Genomic DNA, 19,062 nt, shown 5'->3' with positions numbered 1-19,062 from the left:
CTCATGGGAAGAAAGCCTGAAGAAGCCTGAAAACATTTCCCCCGGGGGATGGTTATAATGAACAACTGCCGTTTTTGTGAAAGTTTCAGTTTACAAACGAGGTAAATACTGCCAAACTGTAAGTTCCATGGGGTAGTTTATTTAACTTTGTGGCTGCGGATAGAAAAAGCGAATATAAAATACACTGGGGAGATCAGCCCCCAATCAAATACTTTGAATGAACAGACGGAAAGACATCAGGACAGAACTTAAAACACGCGTTCTTGTTATGGACGGCGCCATGGGTTCTTTGATTCAGGAATACAGGTTAACAGAGGAAGATTACCGCGGAGAGCGCTTAAAGGATTTTCCCAACGATCAGAAGGGAAATAACGACATGCTCTCAATTACAAAGCCTGAGATCATAAAAGAGATCCATACCCGTTACCTGGAGGCAGGAGCCGATATCCTGGAAACTAATACTTTTAATGCCACCAGTATTTCACAGGCCGATTATGGTGCAGAGGCGCTTGTTTATGAAATGAACAAAGCTTCGGCGGAACTGGCGGTGGCGCTTGCCAATGAGTTTACCGAAAAAACACCGGAGAAACCACGTTTTGTAGCAGGTTCCATCGGGCCTACCAACAAAACTTTATCGCTTTCGCCCGATGTGAACGACCCCGGCTACCGGGCTGTTTCGTTTGATACGGTAAAAAAGTCTTACCGCGAGCAGGTAGAAGGTTTGCTGGACGGAGGTGTTGATCTGTTGCTGATCGAAACCATTTTTGATACGCTGAATGCCAAAGCCGCCATTTTTGCGGTAGAAGAGGCATTGGAAGCCCGCGGAATCGAACTTCCGCTGATGGTTTCCGGAACAATTACCGATGCCAGCGGACGAACACTTTCGGGACAAACCCTGGAAGCTTTTCTGAATTCAGTATCGCATGTCGATTTGCTGAGTATCGGCTTGAACTGTTCGTTGGGTACCAGCGATCTCCGCCCTTATGTAAAAGAGCTTTCGAAAAAGGCGCCTTTCCACATCAGTGCGCATCCCAATGCGGGTCTGCCCAACCAGTTTGGAGGTTACGATGAGTCGCCGGAGATCATGGCCGGTTACATCAAAGATTATCTTGATAACAACTTTGTAAACATCATTGGCGGATGTTGCGGAACCACTCCGGAACATATCCATGCTTTTGCCGACCTGGCTGCCAAAGCCCGGCCTCACCATTTGGTCGATCCGGGAACTAACATGAAACTGAGCGGTTTGGAGCCCGTGACGATTACCGAAAATACCAATTTCATGAACATTGGTGAGCGTTGTAACGTGGCCGGTTCACGAAAATTTGCCCGCCTGATTAGCGAAGGGAAATACGAACAAGCCCTGACCATTGCCCGGCAGCAGGTAGAGAACGGCGCGCAGGTGATCGATGTAAACATGGACGACGCGATGTTGGATGCCGAAAAGGAAATGACCACTTTCCTGAACCTGATTATGGCAGAGCCGGATATTGCCAAACTGCCGATCATGATCGACTCGTCGAAATGGAACGTGATTGAAGCCGGGTTAAAGTGTTTGCAGGGGAAAGCGATCGTAAACTCGATCAGTTTGAAAGAAGGCGAGGAAGCTTTTATTCAGCAGGCAAAAACGGTAAAAAGATACGGTGCGGCGGTTATTGTAATGGCTTTTGATGAAAAAGGGCAGGCAGATAACACCGAACGTCGCAAGGAAATTTGTACGCGTGCCTACAAAATTCTTACTGAAAAAGTACATTTCCCACCACAGGATATCATCTTCGACCCCAATGTTTTGACCATCGGGACAGGGATTGAAGAGCACAATAATTACGCGGTTTCTTTTATTGAATCGGTAAAATGGATCAAGGAAAACCTGCCTTTGGCGAAAGTAAGCGCCGGTGTCAGCAACGTCTCCTTTTCGTTCCGCGGAAACGACGTGGTGCGCGAAGCGATGCACTCGGTTTTCCTGTTTTATGCCATCAGGGCTGGTCTCGACATGGGAATCGTCAACCCCGGAATGTTGCAGATCTACGATGAGATTCCGAAAGATTTCCTCGAAAGGATTGAAGATATTGTTCTGAACCGCCGTCCGGATGCAACGGAGCGCCTGCTTGAATTTGCTGAAAACCTGAAGGTAAGCGGTAAAAAAGAGGAGAAAAAAGACGAATGGCGTGAACTTCCGCTGGAAGAACGCATCAGTCATGCGTTGGTAAAAGGATTGCCCGAGCATGTGGACGAAGACATGGCGGAAGCACTCACCAAATATTCGCCGGCGCTGAATATTATCGAAGGCCCGCTAATGGCCGGGATGAACATCGTGGGTGAACTTTTTGGTGCCGGAAAAATGTTTCTTCCGCAGGTAATTAAATCGGCACGGGTAATGAAAAAGGCGGTGGCGTATTTGCTGCCTTACATAGAAGCCGACAAGGAGAAATTCAAAAATTCAACTTCTCAGAAAAAAGTGCTGATGGCTACTGTTAAAGGCGATGTGCACGACATTGGGAAGAACATTGTAGGTGTGGTGCTTGGTTGTAACAACTACGAAATCATCGACCTGGGAGTAATGGTGCCCACCGAAAAAATTCTGGATGAAGCCGTGAAAAACAAGGTGGATGTGATCGGGCTAAGTGGTCTGATTACGCCATCGCTGGAAATTATGGTGGACGTTGCCAAGGAAATGGAACGCCGCAAAATGGACATTCCGGTAATGATTGGCGGGGCTACTACATCCAAAATCCATACGGCGGTGAAAATTGAGCCGGAATATTCGAACCCGGTGATTCATGTAAAAGATGCTTCGCTGGCGGTAAATGTGGTGTCGAACCTGATTGCGAAAAACGAAAATTACCTGAAATCGGTCCGCGATGATTATGAAAACATCCGGCAGTTTCAGGGGCAGCGAAAAACCAAAGAATACCTGACACTGAGTGAAGCCCGTGGCAATAAATTCAGTATCGACTGGAACAACACCCCGATTTACAAACCGAATTTCACCGGGGTGAAGCATTTGATTGACTTCCCGCTGGAGGAACTGAGAAATTACATCGACTGGACGTTCTTCTTTATTACCTGGGGATTGAAAGGACATTACCCGGATATTTTCAAGGACGAAAAACAAGGAGAAGAAGCTCAGAAGCTTTATCAGGAAGCCAATGAAATGCTGGACGAGATAATCGAAAAGAAAATGTTGCAGGCAAATGCTGCTTTCGGAATTTGGCCGGCCAATGCCGATGGTGACGATGTGGTGTTGTTTGAAGACGAAACTCGCTCGAAAGAAATCGGCCGTTTTTATCACATCCGGCAACAGGAAAAGAAAAAAACGGGGGTGCCGAATTTCTGTCTCGCCGATTTTGTGGCACCGCTTGAGTCGGGAAAAATCGATTATTGCGGAGGTTTTGCCACCACCGCCGGAATTGGTATCGAGAAATGGAAAGATCAGTACCGTGCCGAGCACAACGATTACAAAGCGATTATGCTGGAAGCGCTGGCCGACCGGCTGAGTGAGGCTTTTGCGGAATTACTGCACCTGGAAGTCCGCAAAAATTACTGGGGCTACGTACCCGATGAGAACCTTTCGCTGGATGACATCCTGAAAGTAAAATACCAGGGAATTCGCCCGGCACTGGGCTATCCTGCATGTCCGGAACATTCGGAAAAAGAAAGTCTTTTCGAGCTGATTAAGGCCGAAGAAGTGGGCATTTCGCTGACCGAACATTTTGCGATGTATCCCAATGCTTCGGTATCCGGAGAGTTCTTTGTACATCCCGAGTCGCGGTATTTTAGTCTGGAGAAAATCGGGATCGACCAGGTGGCTGATTACGCCAAACGAAAAGGCAAACCCATCGACTTTGTTGAGAAATTCCTGCCGACCAATTTGAATTATAAATAATTCAAACGGGAACAGAAAGAAACCTGCTGTCGTATAAATGCTGACGGATGAAAATCTTCGGTTAAATTAACGCGCAATTTTCCGTGAAAGAGAGGGGATTTCATACCAAAGGGTACGATTTTATTACATTTGCAATTCAAAAGACAAACCGACAATGAAGGTCATAGACACCATAAAAGCAGCAAAAAGTACCGTGTTTTCATTCGAACTTTTGCCGCCCCTGAAAGGGAACGATGCTTCGAAACTGTATCAGACCATTGAGAGTCTGACAGAGTTCGATCCAAAGTACATCAACATTACGACCCACCGCGATGAGGTGGAATTCAAGGAAATGAAAGACGGTTCGATTGTGAAACGTACGGTTCGCAAACGCCCGGGAACAGTGGCAATAGCTGCTACCATTCAGCACAAATACCACATTCCGGTGGTACCGCATATTTTATGTGGCGGCTTTACCAAAAGTGAAACGGAACACGTGCTGATCGATCTTAATTTTCTCGGAATTAACAATGTGCTGGCTTTACGTGGTGACGGAATAAAAGGGCAAAGTGTGTTTCACCCGACTGAAAACGGACATGCGAATGCCAACGAGTTGGTGGAGCAGATCAAAGACCTGGGAAAAGGAAAATACCTGGATGGTGACCTGAGAAACAACATGCCGCTGGATTTTTGTATCGGAGTGGCCGGTTATCCGGAAAAGCACTTTGAAGCGCCAAACATGGATTCTGACATGGCCTACCTGAAACAAAAAGTAGATGCCGGTGCCGATTACATTGTAACGCAGATGTTTTTCGACAACCAAGTTTACTACGATTTTGTGGACCGCTGCCGCGCCATGGGAATTACGGTGCCGATTATTCCTGGAATTAAACCAATCAACCTGGTGAACCAGCTGACGGTTCTTCCGAAGATATTCAACATCGACCTGCCGATGGAGTTGTCGAAAGAACTGGCCAAGTGTAAAACCAACGACCAGGCACAAAAGGTTGGAACCGAGTGGGCTATTTACCAGTCAAAAGACCTGGTAGCGCATAAAGCACCTTCGCTTCATATTTATACTTACGGCATTTCGGATAACGTAAAAGAAATTGTAAAAGCAGCTTTTTAAACGGGCTATAACGCGATTGCACTATATTATAAAAGTAAGGCCAGAGAACTTGTTTCCCCGGCCTTCTTATTTATAAGCGTAGTTTCTTAACCTTCAATGTTGACTTCAAAATCCGACTGCTTGTTAAGCGTATCGTTTTCTTTTTGGTTATTCAGTTTGAGTGAATAGATCATTGCTTCCACCTGGCGTAGCAGGTTGCGCTTGTCTTTACTGGGTGCATAAACAAAGCCAAAAGCGTTAATAACCCTTTGGTTTTCCATGTCCAGTTCTGACAATGCGATGTAAGGACCACCCATAAAATCGTTGGCAACCCGCCACAATCCGCGCATTTCAGCCGCGTAGTTTCCATTGTGTTTTGTTACATTGAAAATCTGATCGACCCTTGTTTCCGTTGACAAATAACTGCCGTCAGACGGGCCCGGAACATTGGCCTTTAGTAAACTGTCGCGAATGGGAAGTTGGTAACTAACCGTAAATGCACTGTCGGAAACAAAAGGATAGGTGTAAATAACGATGCCCTGGAAGATCTCAGGCGAATCGTACTGTACCCACAGGAAATCCTTTTTTTGCTCCATTACTCTGAAACCCGGAGGAACATGCATGGTAACACCAAAATCCTTGTTCAAAATATTGAACACCGATTTTTCGTAGGTTTTCTTGTAATTCATCGTAACTCTTTCGCGCTCGGCAGCCAGAAAATACGACAGTATTTTGCCTTTGTTTTCGTTGAAGAGCTCCACGAAACGGTCGGGTGTTTTTGCTTTGATCTGCACGGTAGCCTGCGGATAAGCCCAAACATCATCGGTAAACGTTACGCCTTCCGTTTCAACATTCTGCGAAATATTTGTTTGAACGATGTTGCGGGTAGACCTGAAAATATCTTTGAATGCTTCGTGTGGTACGTCAATCACATCAAAAAGCGGCTCTTCCTGCGGAAGGGCGATCTGCGGTTGCGACAAGGTTGCACGAATAGCCTCTCCTGGACTTCCTTCCCAGGCGCTTTTCGAAATGACAACCACCATTTCACCCGCTTTACCGGTGATCTTTTTTCGCATGTTGGTTGAGTCGTTATTACACGAGAACAGAAATACTGCCAATATAATAATTGGAGCAAAGATGTTAATTTTGAGTTTCATAGCATTCAGATTTTTTGGTTCCGAACCTTACTAACAAAAATCTTACCATTCTGATGGTTAAGATGGCTTGTGTTAACGGGCAGACCGGAACAAGAAGAAACAAAAAAATCCCGCTCTGTTTGAACGGGATTCCATTATTTGATGGGATATGGATTACTTTTCAATTTTACCTGGTTCCGAAACATCATCCTCATTGTCTTCATCCTTGGTGGCTTTTTTGAATTCCTTCATTCCTTTCCCAAGACCTTTCATTAACTCCGGAATTTTGCGTCCACCAAACAGGAGCAATACAATAATCAGGATGATAATAATTTCCTGTGGCCCAATAAATCCTGCTAATACAAATAGATTCATGATACTTTGTTAATTGGTTCGTGACAAAAATAGAAATATTTTGCTAAAATGTTCCGTTAATCATCTTAATTATATCGTTGGCATTTGCATAAAGTACCAATGCCAGCAATAATATCATCCCGGTAATCTGGGCATACTCCAAAAACTTCTCGCCCGGTTTTCTTCCGGTAATGATTTCTCCGAACAGGAACATTACGTGGCCACCGTCGAGTGCCGGTATCGGCAGCAGGTTCATAATGGCCAGAATGATCGAGATAAATGCCGTCATATCCCAGAAGTGTGCCCAGTTCCAGGTGGGAGCGAAAATATTACCGATGGTGGCAAATCCTCCGAGCGACTCATATCCCTTTGTTTCTTTGTTGAAGATCAGTTTGAACTGTTTCAGATAATTGATGGTCGTTTGAACACCACGGTCTATTCCTGCCGGGATGGATTCAAGAAAACCGTATTTCAGTGTTTTCCACTCAAATATGTCGGGGTTGTTAAATGTAGGGTTAAAGCCCAGTTTTCCTTCTTCGTTAACCTTCACCGTTTTGGTTATTTTCTGGCCGTCGCGGGTGATTTCCAAAGATATTTCCGAGTTCTTTTTAGACGCCAGGTAATTGCTGAACTGATCGTAAAACTCAAACGAGTTTCCATCAACAGCGCCCAAAACATCGTTCTCCTGAAGACCTGCCTCTGCTGCCGGATAACCTTTGGCCAACTTTCCGATTTTGATGTCGTAGGGATCGCGTATGGTCCAGATTCCTTTGCTTTTTAACATCAGGGCCATGTCTTCGCCCGAAATTTCAACGTCTATCTTTTGCCCGTCGCGTTCAACCTGTACGGTTTTGGCTTCATCCAGAACAATGGTGGGGACGATTTTGTGAAACTCCTCGATGTAGTGATTGTCGACAGTAAGAATTTTATCGCCGGTTTTGAAACCTATTTTTTCACCGGTTTCGTTCACCACAATTCCGTACTTCACATTTTCGGTAGGCAGGTATTCTTCGCCCCAAATGTAGAGCACGCCAATGTAGATGACAAAAGCAAAAATAAAGTTCATTAAAACACCTCCCAGCATAATCAACAATCGTTGCCAGGCAGGTTTTGATCTGAATTCCCAGGGCTGCGGCGGTTGTTGCATCGCTTCCTTGTCCATCGATTCGTCAATCATTCCGGAGATTTTAACATAGCCGCCTAAAGGCAACCAGCCAATTCCGTATTCGGTTTCGCCTTTTTTTACTTTGAAAAGTGAAAACCAGGGATCAAAAAACAAGTAAAATTTTTCGACGCGTGTTTTGAATAACCGCGCAAACATAAAGTGCCCTGCCTCGTGCAGAACCACTAAAATAGAAAGGCTTAAAAGAAGCTGTGTAGTTTTAATTAATATCGATTCCATTCCAGTTTTTTAATTTCAGTTTCCAGTTAACAACTCTGTTACTGTTCTTGTTTCGTTGTCGGTTTCAATTAAGTCTTCCAATCCGGGTTTTTCAATAAAAGCCACTTGGTTCATGGCTGCTTCAATGATCTCCGGAATTTGCAGAAACCTGATTTTTTTATTTAGAAACGCCTGCACAACTACTTCGTTGGCTGCGTTTAAAATACAGGGCATATTTCCCCCTTTATCCAAGGCTTCGAATGCGAGTGCAAGGTTACGAAAAATTTTTGTATTAGGCTGTTCAAAGTTAAGACTTGGGTAATCAAGGAAGTTGAAGCGCGGGAATTTGTTTTTTATCCGCTTGGGAAATCCCATGGCATACTGGATCGGGAGTTTCATGTCCGGCACTCCCATTTGGGCTTTCATCGACCCGTCTTCGAACTGCACAACGGAGTGAATGATGGATTGGGGATGAACGATCACATCAATTTTGGAGGCCGGAAGCCCAAACAACCAACGGGCCTCAATTACTTCAAAGCCTTTGTTCATCAGGGTGGCCGAGTCGATGGTGATTTTGGCGCCCATGTCCCAGTTGGGGTGTGCCAGCGCATCGTCTACAGTCACGTGTTCAAGTTCCTGCAATGTTTTCCCGCGGAAAGGGCCTCCCGAACAGGTGAGGTAAATTTTCTCCACCGGGTTCATAAATTCGCCTACCAGGCACTGAAAGATGGCGGAATGTTCCGAATCTACCGGCAGCAGGTCAACGTTCTTTTCGAGGGCTGCTTTGGTGATAATTTCACCGGCCACCACCAGCGTTTCTTTGTTCGCCAGCGCAATGTGTTTTCCGGCTTTTACGGCATTGTATGTGGGCAGCAGGCCTGAATAACCGACCATGGCGGTCAACACCAGGTCGATGGTGTCCATTTCAACCACCTGCGCCAGTGCTTCGTTGCCGGCATACACTTTTATGTCTTCCGATTTTAGTGCCTCCGAAACCAGTTGGTATTTCTCTTTGTTGGCAATTACCACCACATTGGGTTGGAATGCTTTGGCTTGCTGAATTAGCAGGTCAACATTGTTGTTGGCCGTTAGCACCTCCACTTCAAAGAGCTCGGGGTTTTGAGCAATTACTTCGAGAGATTGCGTTCCTATGGAGCCGGTTGATCCTAAAATAGCGACTCGTTTCTTCATCTGTAAATATTTCTAATTTTCACTGTTAATCCGTCGTTGGACGAATTGTTTGCATGGCATATCGGTCCTTGCAGGAGATCCGCGAAGCGGCAGACAAGTAATTGTTCCATGCTTTTTCTTTCTAAAAATCAATGTAATGTTCGGGATTCAGGGCTTTGCCGTCGTGCCATAGTTCAAAATGAAGATGCGGCCCGGTTGAAAGCTCTCCCGTATTTCCAATAATGGCAATGGCTTCGCCTGCACTCACCTGGTCGCCTTCGTTCTTAAGCAATTCCGAATTGTGTTTGTACACCGAAACCAGGTTTCCTTCGTGCTGAACATAAATCGAATATCCGGTTTTCAATGTCCAGCCCGAAAAAATAACGGTTCCGTTCAGTACCGACGAGATTCGGGCATTGGCTTCGCTAACCAGATCGATCCCAAAATGATCGGACGACGAATTGAAATGCTCGGTAACCACTCCTTTAACCGGAACAAAAAAGTGCATGCGGCTTATGTCTGTTTTGTCATCATTTTCTGGCTGCAACGACAGGCTTAGTTGTTCAGCCAGTAGTTCATCCTGAAAAATTGAATCGTGGTTGTATTGCTGAAACTCTACTTCTGACGAGCGTGATTCGGCTTCCATAATATGATCGTCTTCCGGAACTTCGCCCGACATAATGGTTTGTATTCCTTTAAAAAAGCGGTCGCGTTTGGCCAGTTCGGTTTCCAGCGAATCTACTTTCAGTGCACTTCTGATCAGCATCTGGCGGTATTCGGCCTTGGGGTAGCCCGGAATGTATTCGCGCAGCCCGGTAGTTGCAATCAGCAAAATCACCAAAACAACAATAATTGCCGACATTAAGCTGGTGGCAGTAAAAACTTTCAGCCGCGAAAGTTTCATGCTCCATACCGATTGAAATGTGGTATCGTTGTAGATGATTAAACGGTACTGGTTCTTTAGTTTCGAATAAAATTTCTTTTTTTCTTCCACCCTGATTTATTTAAGCTTACAAATTTAGCAAGAAATAAGAAATAGCCCCCGCCGTTTATGTTTTTTAAGATTTAAAACAATTGGCGCTTTGGTGAGTGGTGTTGACGAAACCAAACAATTATCATTGCATGAATCCGGGTTTTTTCGCTACTTGCATTTCAATAGAGAAGACGAGTCAGTGACTTTGATTGACGGTCAGTGAGATACTGTATTTTCTTCTTTTTATGTCGAATCACACAATTTGGAGAATAGAAAACGATGAAACTATTATTGATTAGTAATTCAACAATGCCGGGTGAAGCATACCTGGATTATCCCAAAAATGAAATAAAGAAGTTTTTAGGAGAAAAGCCTGTTACGGCGGTGTTTATTCCTTATGCAGCGGTTACTTTTTCTTTTGATGAATATTGTGAAAAAGTAGAGTCTCGATTTGCCGAAATCGGTCACCATGTGGTGGGGATTCATACTTTCGCCGATCCGGTAAAAGCAATCCAGCAAGCCGAAGCCATTGTTGTTGGGGGAGGAAATACCTGGCAGCTGGTGCGGATGTTACGCGAAAATAAATTGCTGAATCCCATCCGTGAAAAGGCTTTTAACGATACTCCTTACATTGGTTGGAGTGCGGGCTCGAACGTGGCCTGCCCGACGCTAAGAACCACGAATGATATGCCGATTGTTGACCCGCTGGGATTTGAGTGCGCTGGTTTAATTCCTTTCCAGATCAATCCTCATTATTTGGATGCCAACCCTGAAGGACATGGAGGTGAAACGCGCGAGCAGCGCATCCAGGAATTTATTGAAGTAAATCCGAGATGTTATGTCGCCGGCTTGCGCGAAGGAACGATGTTTAAGCTCGAAAATGATCAACTGGAGCTGATCGGCGAAAGACCGTGTCGTATTTTCAAAAAAGGGCAGGAGCCTGTTGAATTGAAAGCAGGCGATGATTTTGGTTTCTTAATGAAGTAAATTACGTTTAGAATAATGAAAAGCTCCGGCTAGTTTATCTAACCGGAGCTTTTTTGTGCAATATTGTCTGTATTTTCTATTGGTAGTTTGCCGGATCAAGCGCTGCGGGCGACCAGTTTTTAAAGAAACGCAGTACCTTGTCGCGGTCGTAATCTTTGTCTTTTTCAAGGAAAGCTGAATTTTGGGTGTGAATCCGGTTTCCTTTGCCATCTAAAACAACAAACACCGGAAATCCGAAACGCTGTGGGTATCCTAGCCCGGCAAGCACTTCTTCATTCTTATTTTTTGGGTCGTAGTTCACTTTTGCCACCACAAAATTTCTCTGAATAAAATCGTTTATCTCTGCGTCGGCTTCTGTAAAACGATGAAATTTAATACACCACGGGCACCAGTTCCCTCCAATCTGCAGGAAAACGTGCTTGCCCGATTCAGCCGCAGCTTTTACTGCCGCTTTAATGTCTTCTTTTGCATTTGCTTCAGGGTTGTAGATTTTTTCCTGTGCTTGCGTGCCGCTTAGGCTCATCAGGAAAATGGCAATGAAAAGAATATTTTTCATGATAAATTGAATAACGGTTTTTCTATGCTGAAAGCCAGTTCCAATGCGGAACACAGCTTGTGTTATTTCTTGTCTTTATTGTCCCAAACAGACTTAATCTCGTAAATATCCAGTTTGTCGATGCCCAGTTCGCCGCCATTGGTAAACAGAACGAGTCCGTTTGATTTCAGATCGGGGGTGAAACAATTGGATACCACTGTTTGCCCGTCGTTTGCAAATACTTCTATGGATGCGCGATCGAGCAGGATGTCGAGTTGGATTTTGTTGTCGACCGGAGGTAGTGGAATGGTAATGCCCATTACCGAAAGCGTTCCGCGTTTTACATTGTAAAGAATTTCGGTGCCGGGTTTTTTCGCACTGTTCCTTACCATGAATCCAAAGTTGTCGGATGTTTTCAGGTCGAACTCACCCACAATTCGCAGACAGTCGCCAGATGCTTTTTTTACCTTGTTGTCGTTTATGCCGGGAATAACATTCTTGTCCTCTATTTCCAGTATTTTTTTCTGGATGGTTTCAATTTCGCGGATGGGCTTGCGGATAAGCTTATAGCCGGAAGGGAAATGACGAACGCTCAGTTCGCTTGGGAAAGTCATTTGTCCGTTAAAAGGCATATCGGGGTATTCGCCACCTCTCATCCAGGCAATCTGAATGGTTCTTCCGTCTGAAGCCGGAATGTTGCTCCAGGTTTGCGTGGCATAGTAGTTTTTTCCCCAATCACTTTTCATTTTTCCCGAAATAGGGGTGAATGCTTCTCCGTCAAAATTTCCCAAAAGGTAGGATCCGTCTCCGTCAAAAAGTGCCCACACTGTTTCGTTGGGGCGGTTTTCTACTTTGAATTTAACCAGGTCGGGGCATTCATAAAAACCATGAATGTGGCTCTTCCATTCCCAGTCAACCAGGTTGTCGGAGCTGTAAAATGAAACTCCTTTTGAATTGTCGTTCTCCGTAGATTTCCGGTAAAGTGCCATCACCCATTTTTGGCTTGGCTCGTGCCAGATTACCTTGGGATCGCGTGCATCGTCTTTTGCATCCACGGCAATAATGGGGTTGTTTTCGTATTTCTCCCAGTTGCGGCCCTTGTCGGTACTGTAAGCAATGCGTTGCCCGCAGTGCTGGCTGGTATAAAATGCAATTAGCGTTTTGGTGTCGCCCTGTTGTTTGCCCAACAGGTTTTTTTCATCCACAATGGCCGAACCGGAATAGGCCGTGCATTCTACTTTGTCCTCCGAGTTGTTGTCGGGATACAAGGCGATCGGGTGATTTTGCCAGTGAACGAGGTCTGTACTGATGGCATGCCCCCAGTGCATGTATCCCCATTCGTTTCCTTTGGGGTTGTGCTGGTAAAAAAGATGGTATTCGCCATCGTAATACACCAGTCCGTTCGGATCGTTCATCCAGTTCTTTTCCGGCGTAAAATGGTATTGCGGGCGGTAGTCTTCTTTATAGATTTCTTTGTCGTTTTTGTCTTTCGGAAGGCTAAGGAGCACAGTAATAGAAAGTAAGGCTGTTGATAAAAAGTTCATAAAATTTTCAATTGCTGTTTTCTTTGTTTCGCTAAACTTATGAAAAAAAATTTGCATTCATCAAAATAATTCCTACATTTACCTCCACAAACCCATAAATGTAAAACCGTTCTTTGGCTGACGCTTTTGATTTTCAGACAATCATCAAATTAAAATCAAGAGCTTTTATTTTCGCTTTCAAGAGTTATGTGGCATGTTTTGACGTGCAACTGTTTTACAAACCCACCGGTTCATTTTTTTAATCTTTGCGCTTAAACCGGGTAAGCAGTTTCATGGTTCGGAGTGTGTTTTTATGACTCGGCAAGAATTAACGTTTCAACCGAAGACGTTTGAAATTTGTGAGTGCGATACAGATCCTGATTAAGTCGAGATGAAGCTTAACTGTTAAATCCAGGTTGATCCACTCAGAAAAGTTTCGACGTTTGAAACTTTTTGTTCCTTGCTTTAGTTGGAAGTAGAATTGTGCAAGAGGCAGATTCGAGTTCACAAACCCACTGAATTACAATACAAACCCGGTAATTCAGGACGATTCGTATATGGTCTTTATTGTGCAGTTTGAGGGCTAACTGTAAGCTAGCTTTATCAAAACTTGATTAGGCTTGAAGTACAAACCTAATTTAAGTAGTAATGAGACGCTTTTTAATCACCGTCCTGGCAATTGCTGGCGCTTGCAATGTCTGGGCACAGAAGCAGAAACCGGAAAGAATTACCACGGTAAACGCACCGGTAAACATCGCTTCAGAAGAAATTAGAAAATCATTTACACCTCCCGCTGAGTTAAACCTCAAATCGGGATCAGTGTCTAAATCCGATTTTCAGGTAGAGTTCGTGAACTTCCCGGAAAATGCAAAACCTGCATTTTTATACGTGCTTTCCATTTACGAAAACCTGATATCTTCCGACATTCCGGTGAAGGTGCGGGCTGAATGGTCATCAATGGGCACTAACGTGCTGGCACAAAGTTCTCCGTCGTCGTTTTACAAAAACTTCACGGGAGCCCGTTTGTCAGATGTTTATTATCCGGTTGCTTTGGCTGAAAAACTTTCAGGTTCGGAACTGAATGGCTCTGAACCGGATATCGTGTGTACATTCAACAATAAAATCGACTGGTATTTCGGAACAGATGGTGATGGTCCGGGGGCACAGTACGATTTTGTAACTGTTGCATTGCATGAGATTGTTCACGGCCTGGGCTTTGCTGGCTTTTTCGATGTGAGCAATGGCATTGGAACGCTGGATAATAACGGTCATCTTCCCAGTATTTACGACCTGTACATCTACAACAACGGGTTGTCGCTGTGCGATCATTCTCATTTCGATATTCCTTCGACCCAGTTGAAAAATGCATTGCTTTCGGGCCAGTTGAAAATAAAAGGAAACGATGGTGCGGATCGCGAAAACGTTTATGCTCCAAGCAGCTGGAACAACGGAACCAGTATTTATCATTACAACGAAAGCGGTTTTAGTAAAGGCGATGCAAATGCATTGATGAGTCCTTATATTTTTAAAGGGGAGGCAATTCATTACCCCGGAGACAAAACACTGAGTATTTTGGCTGAGTTTGGATGGAAATCGGCCACGGTCGATGGTTTGGTCATTAAAGACTTTGAAGAAGTTTGTGAAACGCTTCCGGTTTCGGTAGAGGTAAGCAGTGAATTAAAGATTGATAGCTCCTCTGTTAAGTTTTTCTATTCAAGCGATAATTTTGTCACATCAAGTTTTCTTTTGCTGAAGTATAACAAGTCAACAAAGAAATTTGAAGGAGAAGTTCAGTTAGATAACAGAAAAGGAAAAATATATTATTACTATTCAGCAGCTACAACGGGGCAGATGGTTTTTACCTGTCCGGACAGAGCTCCTGAAAGAAAATATAAATTCACCATCGGTGATGATTATTATCCGCCCACGTTGAAACACAATCCTTCCAAAATGGTGTCAAATGCCAATCCTGTTCTGGGGTTGAGTGCGACTGCCACCGACAATGTAGGAATTAAATCTGTTCAGGTTGAGTACAAAATAAACGGTGCAGCCCAGGAACCATTTACATTGGCATTGGAAGGCCAGGATACCTACAATGGTGAACTAGTTTTGCCCAACGGTTTAACGGAGAACGACGACATTGAGTACCGTGTTTTAGCGCTTGATGCCACTGCCCGCGGTAACAAGAAATATCTGCCAGCTACGGGTTATTACTCGGTTGGTGTTTCCGAGGCACAGAAACCGGTACGCGGTTATGTTACCAATTTTGATAATGTTACCGACGATTTTAAATTCTCTGATTTTGAAGTAAATCGTCCTACTGGTTTCTCTTCAGGAAACTTACATACGATAAATCCTTACCCTGAGTCGAGCCTGGAAAATCAAAAATACAACCTGATTGCCCAGTTAAAATACCCGATTATTATTGAACAAGACGGTGAAATGAGTTTTGACGAGGTAGTACTGGTTGAGCCCGGTGAAGCCGGAACCATTTATACGGAAGACAAGTTTTGGGATTATGTGATTATTGAAGGCAGCAAAAACAACGGCAAAAGTTGGTTGCCACTTATCGATGGTTACGATTCAGGTGCTGATGAACTTTGGGCGTCGCATTTTACCAATGCGCTAAAGAGTACGGTTTCGGAAGCCAGCGGTGCCGAAAACATGTTCTTGCGCCAGCGTATAAACCTGACCGATAACACGCCGTTTGAAGCAGGAGATACTGTCGTATTTCGTTTCCGGTTGGCATCTGATGTTGCTGTAACTGGTTGGGGTTGGGCAATCGACAACCTTGCGATACAAAGCATAACAACCGATGTCGAAGACATTTTGGCGGAAGAAGACGTGAATATTTATCCGAACCCTTTTCAAAACAGCATTTATATCGACGGTCTTGAAACGGAAGGAGCTGATCTGGATGTAATAGTAAGGGATCTGAGTGGCAAAACCGTTTACCGCGAAACACGCTTGTCTAATTACAACCAACGCATAAAAATAGACCTGCCCAATGTTGCTCCGGGTGTTTACCTGGCAAGCATTACGGATAATCAAACACTAACAGTCAATCAAAAAATCATTAAAAATTAATATCATGAAAAGTTTACTATTAATTGCATTTGTTGCAGCAGTGATTGGTTTTATAACCTCAACGGTAGTTTTACTTCGATTAGTATCAAAGAAAAAAGCGCAAAGGTTAGAATATTAGATGATTGGTATTACGACCTTAAATTAGGAGATGCCGGAATGTTCATTCCGGCATTTTTTGTCGTGGATTTCTGATAGAAAAAGTTTGTTTTTTCTACCAATTTTCGAACTTTTGTGCGCACAAAAAGTTATGTAACAAATACTTTGAGATGATGATAAGACTTGCTCTCTTTCTGGGATTATTGATGGGGATGATATCGGTGGTTTCGGGCCAGTTGAGGAGTATTCCCAAGGGAGTTAATATTCCGTGTCCGGTGTGCAAAGCCTCGGGTAAAGCTGAAAAATCTTTCGTGCCTCCGCCTGTCGAATTCTTATTAAAATCATCTGAGCCAAAATGTGATATTATTGTTACCTACGATGGCTTTCCTGACTCGGTAAAGGTTGCTTTTGAGCATGCTGTCGGTATTTGGGAAAGCATCATTGAATCGGAAGTGCCGATCAGGCTATTTGTCGAGTGGGCAAGTCTCGACCCAAATGTTTTAGCAAGTTGCGGACCTGAAACTTACTATGCTGGTTTCGAAAATGCGCCCTTCCCGGATTATTATTACCCGGTGGCAATTGCCGAAAAACTGGCAAAAAAAGAGCTAAACGGAACTGGCAGGTTTGAGATCAAAGCTCAGTTTAGCAGTGAAATAGACTGGTATTACGGAATTGATGGGGATACGCCAATAGATGCCTACGATTTTGTTACTGTAGTCCTCCATGAAATTGGGCATGGCCTCGGGTTTACAGGCTTTTTCTTTGTAGATGGGAGTCTTGGGGGATACGGCTACGATGAAATGGGAGATTATACCTCTTTTGATGCATTGGTGGAGGAGGTTTCGGGGAAGCAGTTGGTGGATACAGACTTTTTCGACAATGCCTCGGTTGGTCTAAAAAATGCACTTGTTTCAGGAACACTGTATTCCAATAGTCCGGTAGCCAGAAGTTCCGGAACCGGTGTCCGCCCAAGGTTGTATGCTCCTGATGATTTTGATGGTGGATCAAGTGTGTATCACCTGAATGATAATACTTACAGAACGGGAACCGCCAATGCTTTAATGACACACGCGATTGCGCCGGGTGAGGCGAATCACGATCCGGGACCACTGGCCCGTGGCATTATGGAAGACATTGGTTGGACCAACCTGATCTTGCACCACCGACCGGTAAAAGATAAGGAGCAGGTAGCTCCACTTGATTTTTTGATAACAATAGATAGTTATTACAATGTGCCGGAAGATGCATCCTTTGTGGTATATTCTACCGATGGCTTTTCCAGTCATCAGGATACCCTTCCACTAACATCAACGGGCAATGCCAATGAATTTAGAGCCAGTCTTGCGATAGATCAGGGTACCGAAAGCCTTCAGTACTACGTTGTCACATCTGATGAAAAAGGCAGGGTAAGGACTTCGCCCTGGAATGCGCCAAAGTCGGTTCATAATGTGGCTTTTGGTCCGGATACGGAAGCTCCGGTAATCACTCATGCTCCGATAGAATATTTTCTGAACATAGGGGAACCGCTGGCAATTCAGGCCAATGTGGATGACAACCTGGGGCTTGATACCGTTTTTGTCAATTACTCAGTCAACGGAGTGCCGCAGACTTCGTTTGGGTTGACGCTTGGCGAAGGTACTACTTATGCCGGCGTTTTTGGTGTCAACCCGGAGACATTGAGTGATGGAGATGTAATTGCTTATGAGATTGTGGCAAGAGATGCTTCAGTTGCGAAAAATGAAACGGTTTACCCGCCGGAAGGACGACTGGAATTTAAGGTGGAACAGGTTTTTGCCCCGGTAGCGTATTATGAAAACGACTTCAGTACGAAAAATGCAGACTTTTTGCTAACCGACTTTGATATTTATACCGCCTTAAATTTTTCAAACGGAGCTTTACATAGTCCGCATCCATATCCCAGTCCCAATGAGGATAACGAAGAGTACAACTTCACTACCTTGTTAAAACATCCCATCATTTTAAAAGAGGATGGAGCGATGTGGTTTGATGAAGTGGTGCTGGTGGAGCCCGGTACAGGTAGTTACGGCGGCGATTCTTTCTGGGATTATGTAATTGTGGAAGGTAGCAAAGATTTTGGGAAAACCTGGGTTGAGTTGGCTGATGGTTACGACGCAAGCGCTAATGCTACTTGGTTAGCCGAGTATGGTGAAAGCATTATTAATCAGGTGTCGCAGGCGGTAGGAACTAAGGAGTGGTTTGTAAATCATGAGATTTCGTTGCTGGAAAATGGGAGCTTTCAGGCAGGAGATACGATTCTCGTTCGATTCAGGCTGTATTCCGATCCGTATGCCAACGGATGGGGGTGGGTAATTGATAATCTGCGAATTCAACAGCCGGTTTCTGCACCCGTAACCGCATTGTCGCCTGGTCAAGTAAATGTGTACCCCAATCCTTTTTCAGGTGAATTTAAAATTGAAATTTATCCCGATCAATCACTGAAAAGTGTGCAGGTTGATGTGTTCGATTTGTTCGGACGAAATGTTTATTCCGGTGTTGCTGAAAACGTTTGGGGACAGTACACCCGGTCTGTGGATTTAAGTGATCAGGCGAGTGGAATGTTCCTGTTGAGAGTGAGTGAAAACGGAAAACCGGTGCTTTCCAGAAAGTTAATTAAAAACTAACTTTTCGGTATTGTTCTTATTATTTTTAAGCAAAATGGAAGCGGGGATTTCATTTTAAAAATATATGCCTATATTTGTTGACACAAAATTTAGATGATGCAGACAAATTTTAACAATAGCTTTTATTACTTCTATTTTTATTTTGGTTCTAAAATCGGGATCAGGAAGTAGTGTATTGTTAAAAATGAAGATATGTTACAAAAAG

General features: G+C 44.2%; 12 protein-coding genes. 5 read left to right on the top strand and 7 right to left on the bottom strand.

All coding sequences use genetic code 11. The features are described from left to right. Positions 1 to 217 precede the first annotated feature (217 nt). Positions 218 to 3,886, top strand: a complete 3,669-nt coding sequence (metH, locus tag INQ51_RS04400) for a methionine synthase (RefSeq protein ID WP_233376669.1) — start codon at positions 218 to 220, stop codon at positions 3,884 to 3,886. Positions 3,887 to 4,040: 154 nt separating this feature from the next. Further along, positions 4,041 to 4,994 carry a methylenetetrahydrofolate reductase [NAD(P)H] gene (metF, locus tag INQ51_RS04395; protein WP_233376668.1) on the top strand — a complete coding sequence of 318 codons (954 nt, stop codon included), beginning with the start codon at positions 4,041 to 4,043 and terminating at the stop codon, positions 4,992 to 4,994. Between the two features lie 86 nt (positions 4,995 to 5,080). Here the strand turns inward: metF and INQ51_RS04390 are convergent, their stop codons facing one another. From INQ51_RS04390 to INQ51_RS22595, 5 genes are all read right to left on the bottom strand, one after another. Further along, the gene (locus INQ51_RS04390) at positions 5,081 to 6,130 is read right to left on the bottom strand and encodes a DUF4837 family protein (protein ID WP_233376667.1); all 1,050 of its coding nucleotides are present in this window, start codon (positions 6,128 to 6,130) and stop codon (positions 5,081 to 5,083) included. A gap of 153 nt (positions 6,131 to 6,283) precedes the next feature. After that, positions 6,284 to 6,484 carry a twin-arginine translocase TatA/TatE family subunit gene (gene tatA, locus INQ51_RS04385; protein WP_233376666.1) on the bottom strand — a complete coding sequence of 67 codons (201 nt, stop codon included), beginning with the start codon at positions 6,482 to 6,484 and terminating at the stop codon, positions 6,284 to 6,286. A gap of 43 nt (positions 6,485 to 6,527) precedes the next feature. Beyond that, on the bottom strand, positions 6,528 to 7,865 hold the full coding sequence (gene rseP / locus INQ51_RS04380; RefSeq protein ID WP_233376665.1) for an RIP metalloprotease RseP: 1,338 nt from the start codon (positions 7,863 to 7,865) through the stop codon (positions 6,528 to 6,530). A 15-nt stretch (positions 7,866 to 7,880) separates the two neighbouring features. After that, positions 7,881 to 9,035, bottom strand: a complete 1,155-nt coding sequence (locus INQ51_RS04375; protein ID WP_233376664.1) for a 1-deoxy-D-xylulose-5-phosphate reductoisomerase — start codon at positions 9,033 to 9,035, stop codon at positions 7,881 to 7,883. Positions 9,036 to 9,156: 121 nt separating this feature from the next. After that, the gene (locus tag INQ51_RS22595) at positions 9,157 to 10,008 is read right to left on the bottom strand and encodes a M23 family metallopeptidase (protein ID WP_233376663.1); all 852 of its coding nucleotides are present in this window, start codon (positions 10,006 to 10,008) and stop codon (positions 9,157 to 9,159) included. Between the two features lie 258 nt (positions 10,009 to 10,266). On the opposite strand from INQ51_RS22595, the gene pepE reads away from it, so the two are divergent. Next, the gene (gene pepE / locus INQ51_RS04365; protein WP_233376662.1) at positions 10,267 to 10,974 is read left to right on the top strand and encodes a dipeptidase PepE; all 708 of its coding nucleotides are present in this window, start codon (positions 10,267 to 10,269) and stop codon (positions 10,972 to 10,974) included. 76 nt (positions 10,975 to 11,050) lie between these two features. Here the strand turns inward: pepE and INQ51_RS04360 are convergent, their stop codons facing one another. After that, positions 11,051 to 11,530, bottom strand: a complete 480-nt coding sequence (locus INQ51_RS04360) for a thioredoxin family protein (RefSeq protein WP_233376661.1) — start codon at positions 11,528 to 11,530, stop codon at positions 11,051 to 11,053. 62 nt (positions 11,531 to 11,592) lie between these two features. Continuing rightward, a complete protein-coding gene (locus INQ51_RS04355; protein WP_233376660.1) occupies positions 11,593 to 13,053 on the bottom strand; it encodes a glycoside hydrolase family 32 protein in 1,461 nt (486 codons plus the stop codon). A 627-nt stretch (positions 13,054 to 13,680) separates the two neighbouring features. Between INQ51_RS04355 and INQ51_RS04350 the strand changes: the two genes are divergently transcribed. Together INQ51_RS04350 and INQ51_RS04345 are read left to right on the top strand one after the other, a co-directional pair. Beyond that, positions 13,681 to 16,119 carry a T9SS type A sorting domain-containing protein gene (locus INQ51_RS04350; protein ID WP_233376659.1) on the top strand — a complete coding sequence of 813 codons (2,439 nt, stop codon included), beginning with the start codon at positions 13,681 to 13,683 and terminating at the stop codon, positions 16,117 to 16,119. Positions 16,120 to 16,385: 266 nt separating this feature from the next. Further along, positions 16,386 to 18,857 carry a T9SS type A sorting domain-containing protein gene (locus tag INQ51_RS04345; RefSeq protein ID WP_233376658.1) on the top strand — a complete coding sequence of 824 codons (2,472 nt, stop codon included), beginning with the start codon at positions 16,386 to 16,388 and terminating at the stop codon, positions 18,855 to 18,857. Positions 18,858 to 19,062: the final 205 nt, after the last annotated feature.

Source organism: Maribellus sp. CM-23, from assembly GCF_021354595.1.
GTDB lineage: Bacteria > Bacteroidota > Bacteroidia > Bacteroidales > Prolixibacteraceae > Draconibacterium.
This window is presented reverse-complemented; position numbering and strand designations above follow the sequence as displayed.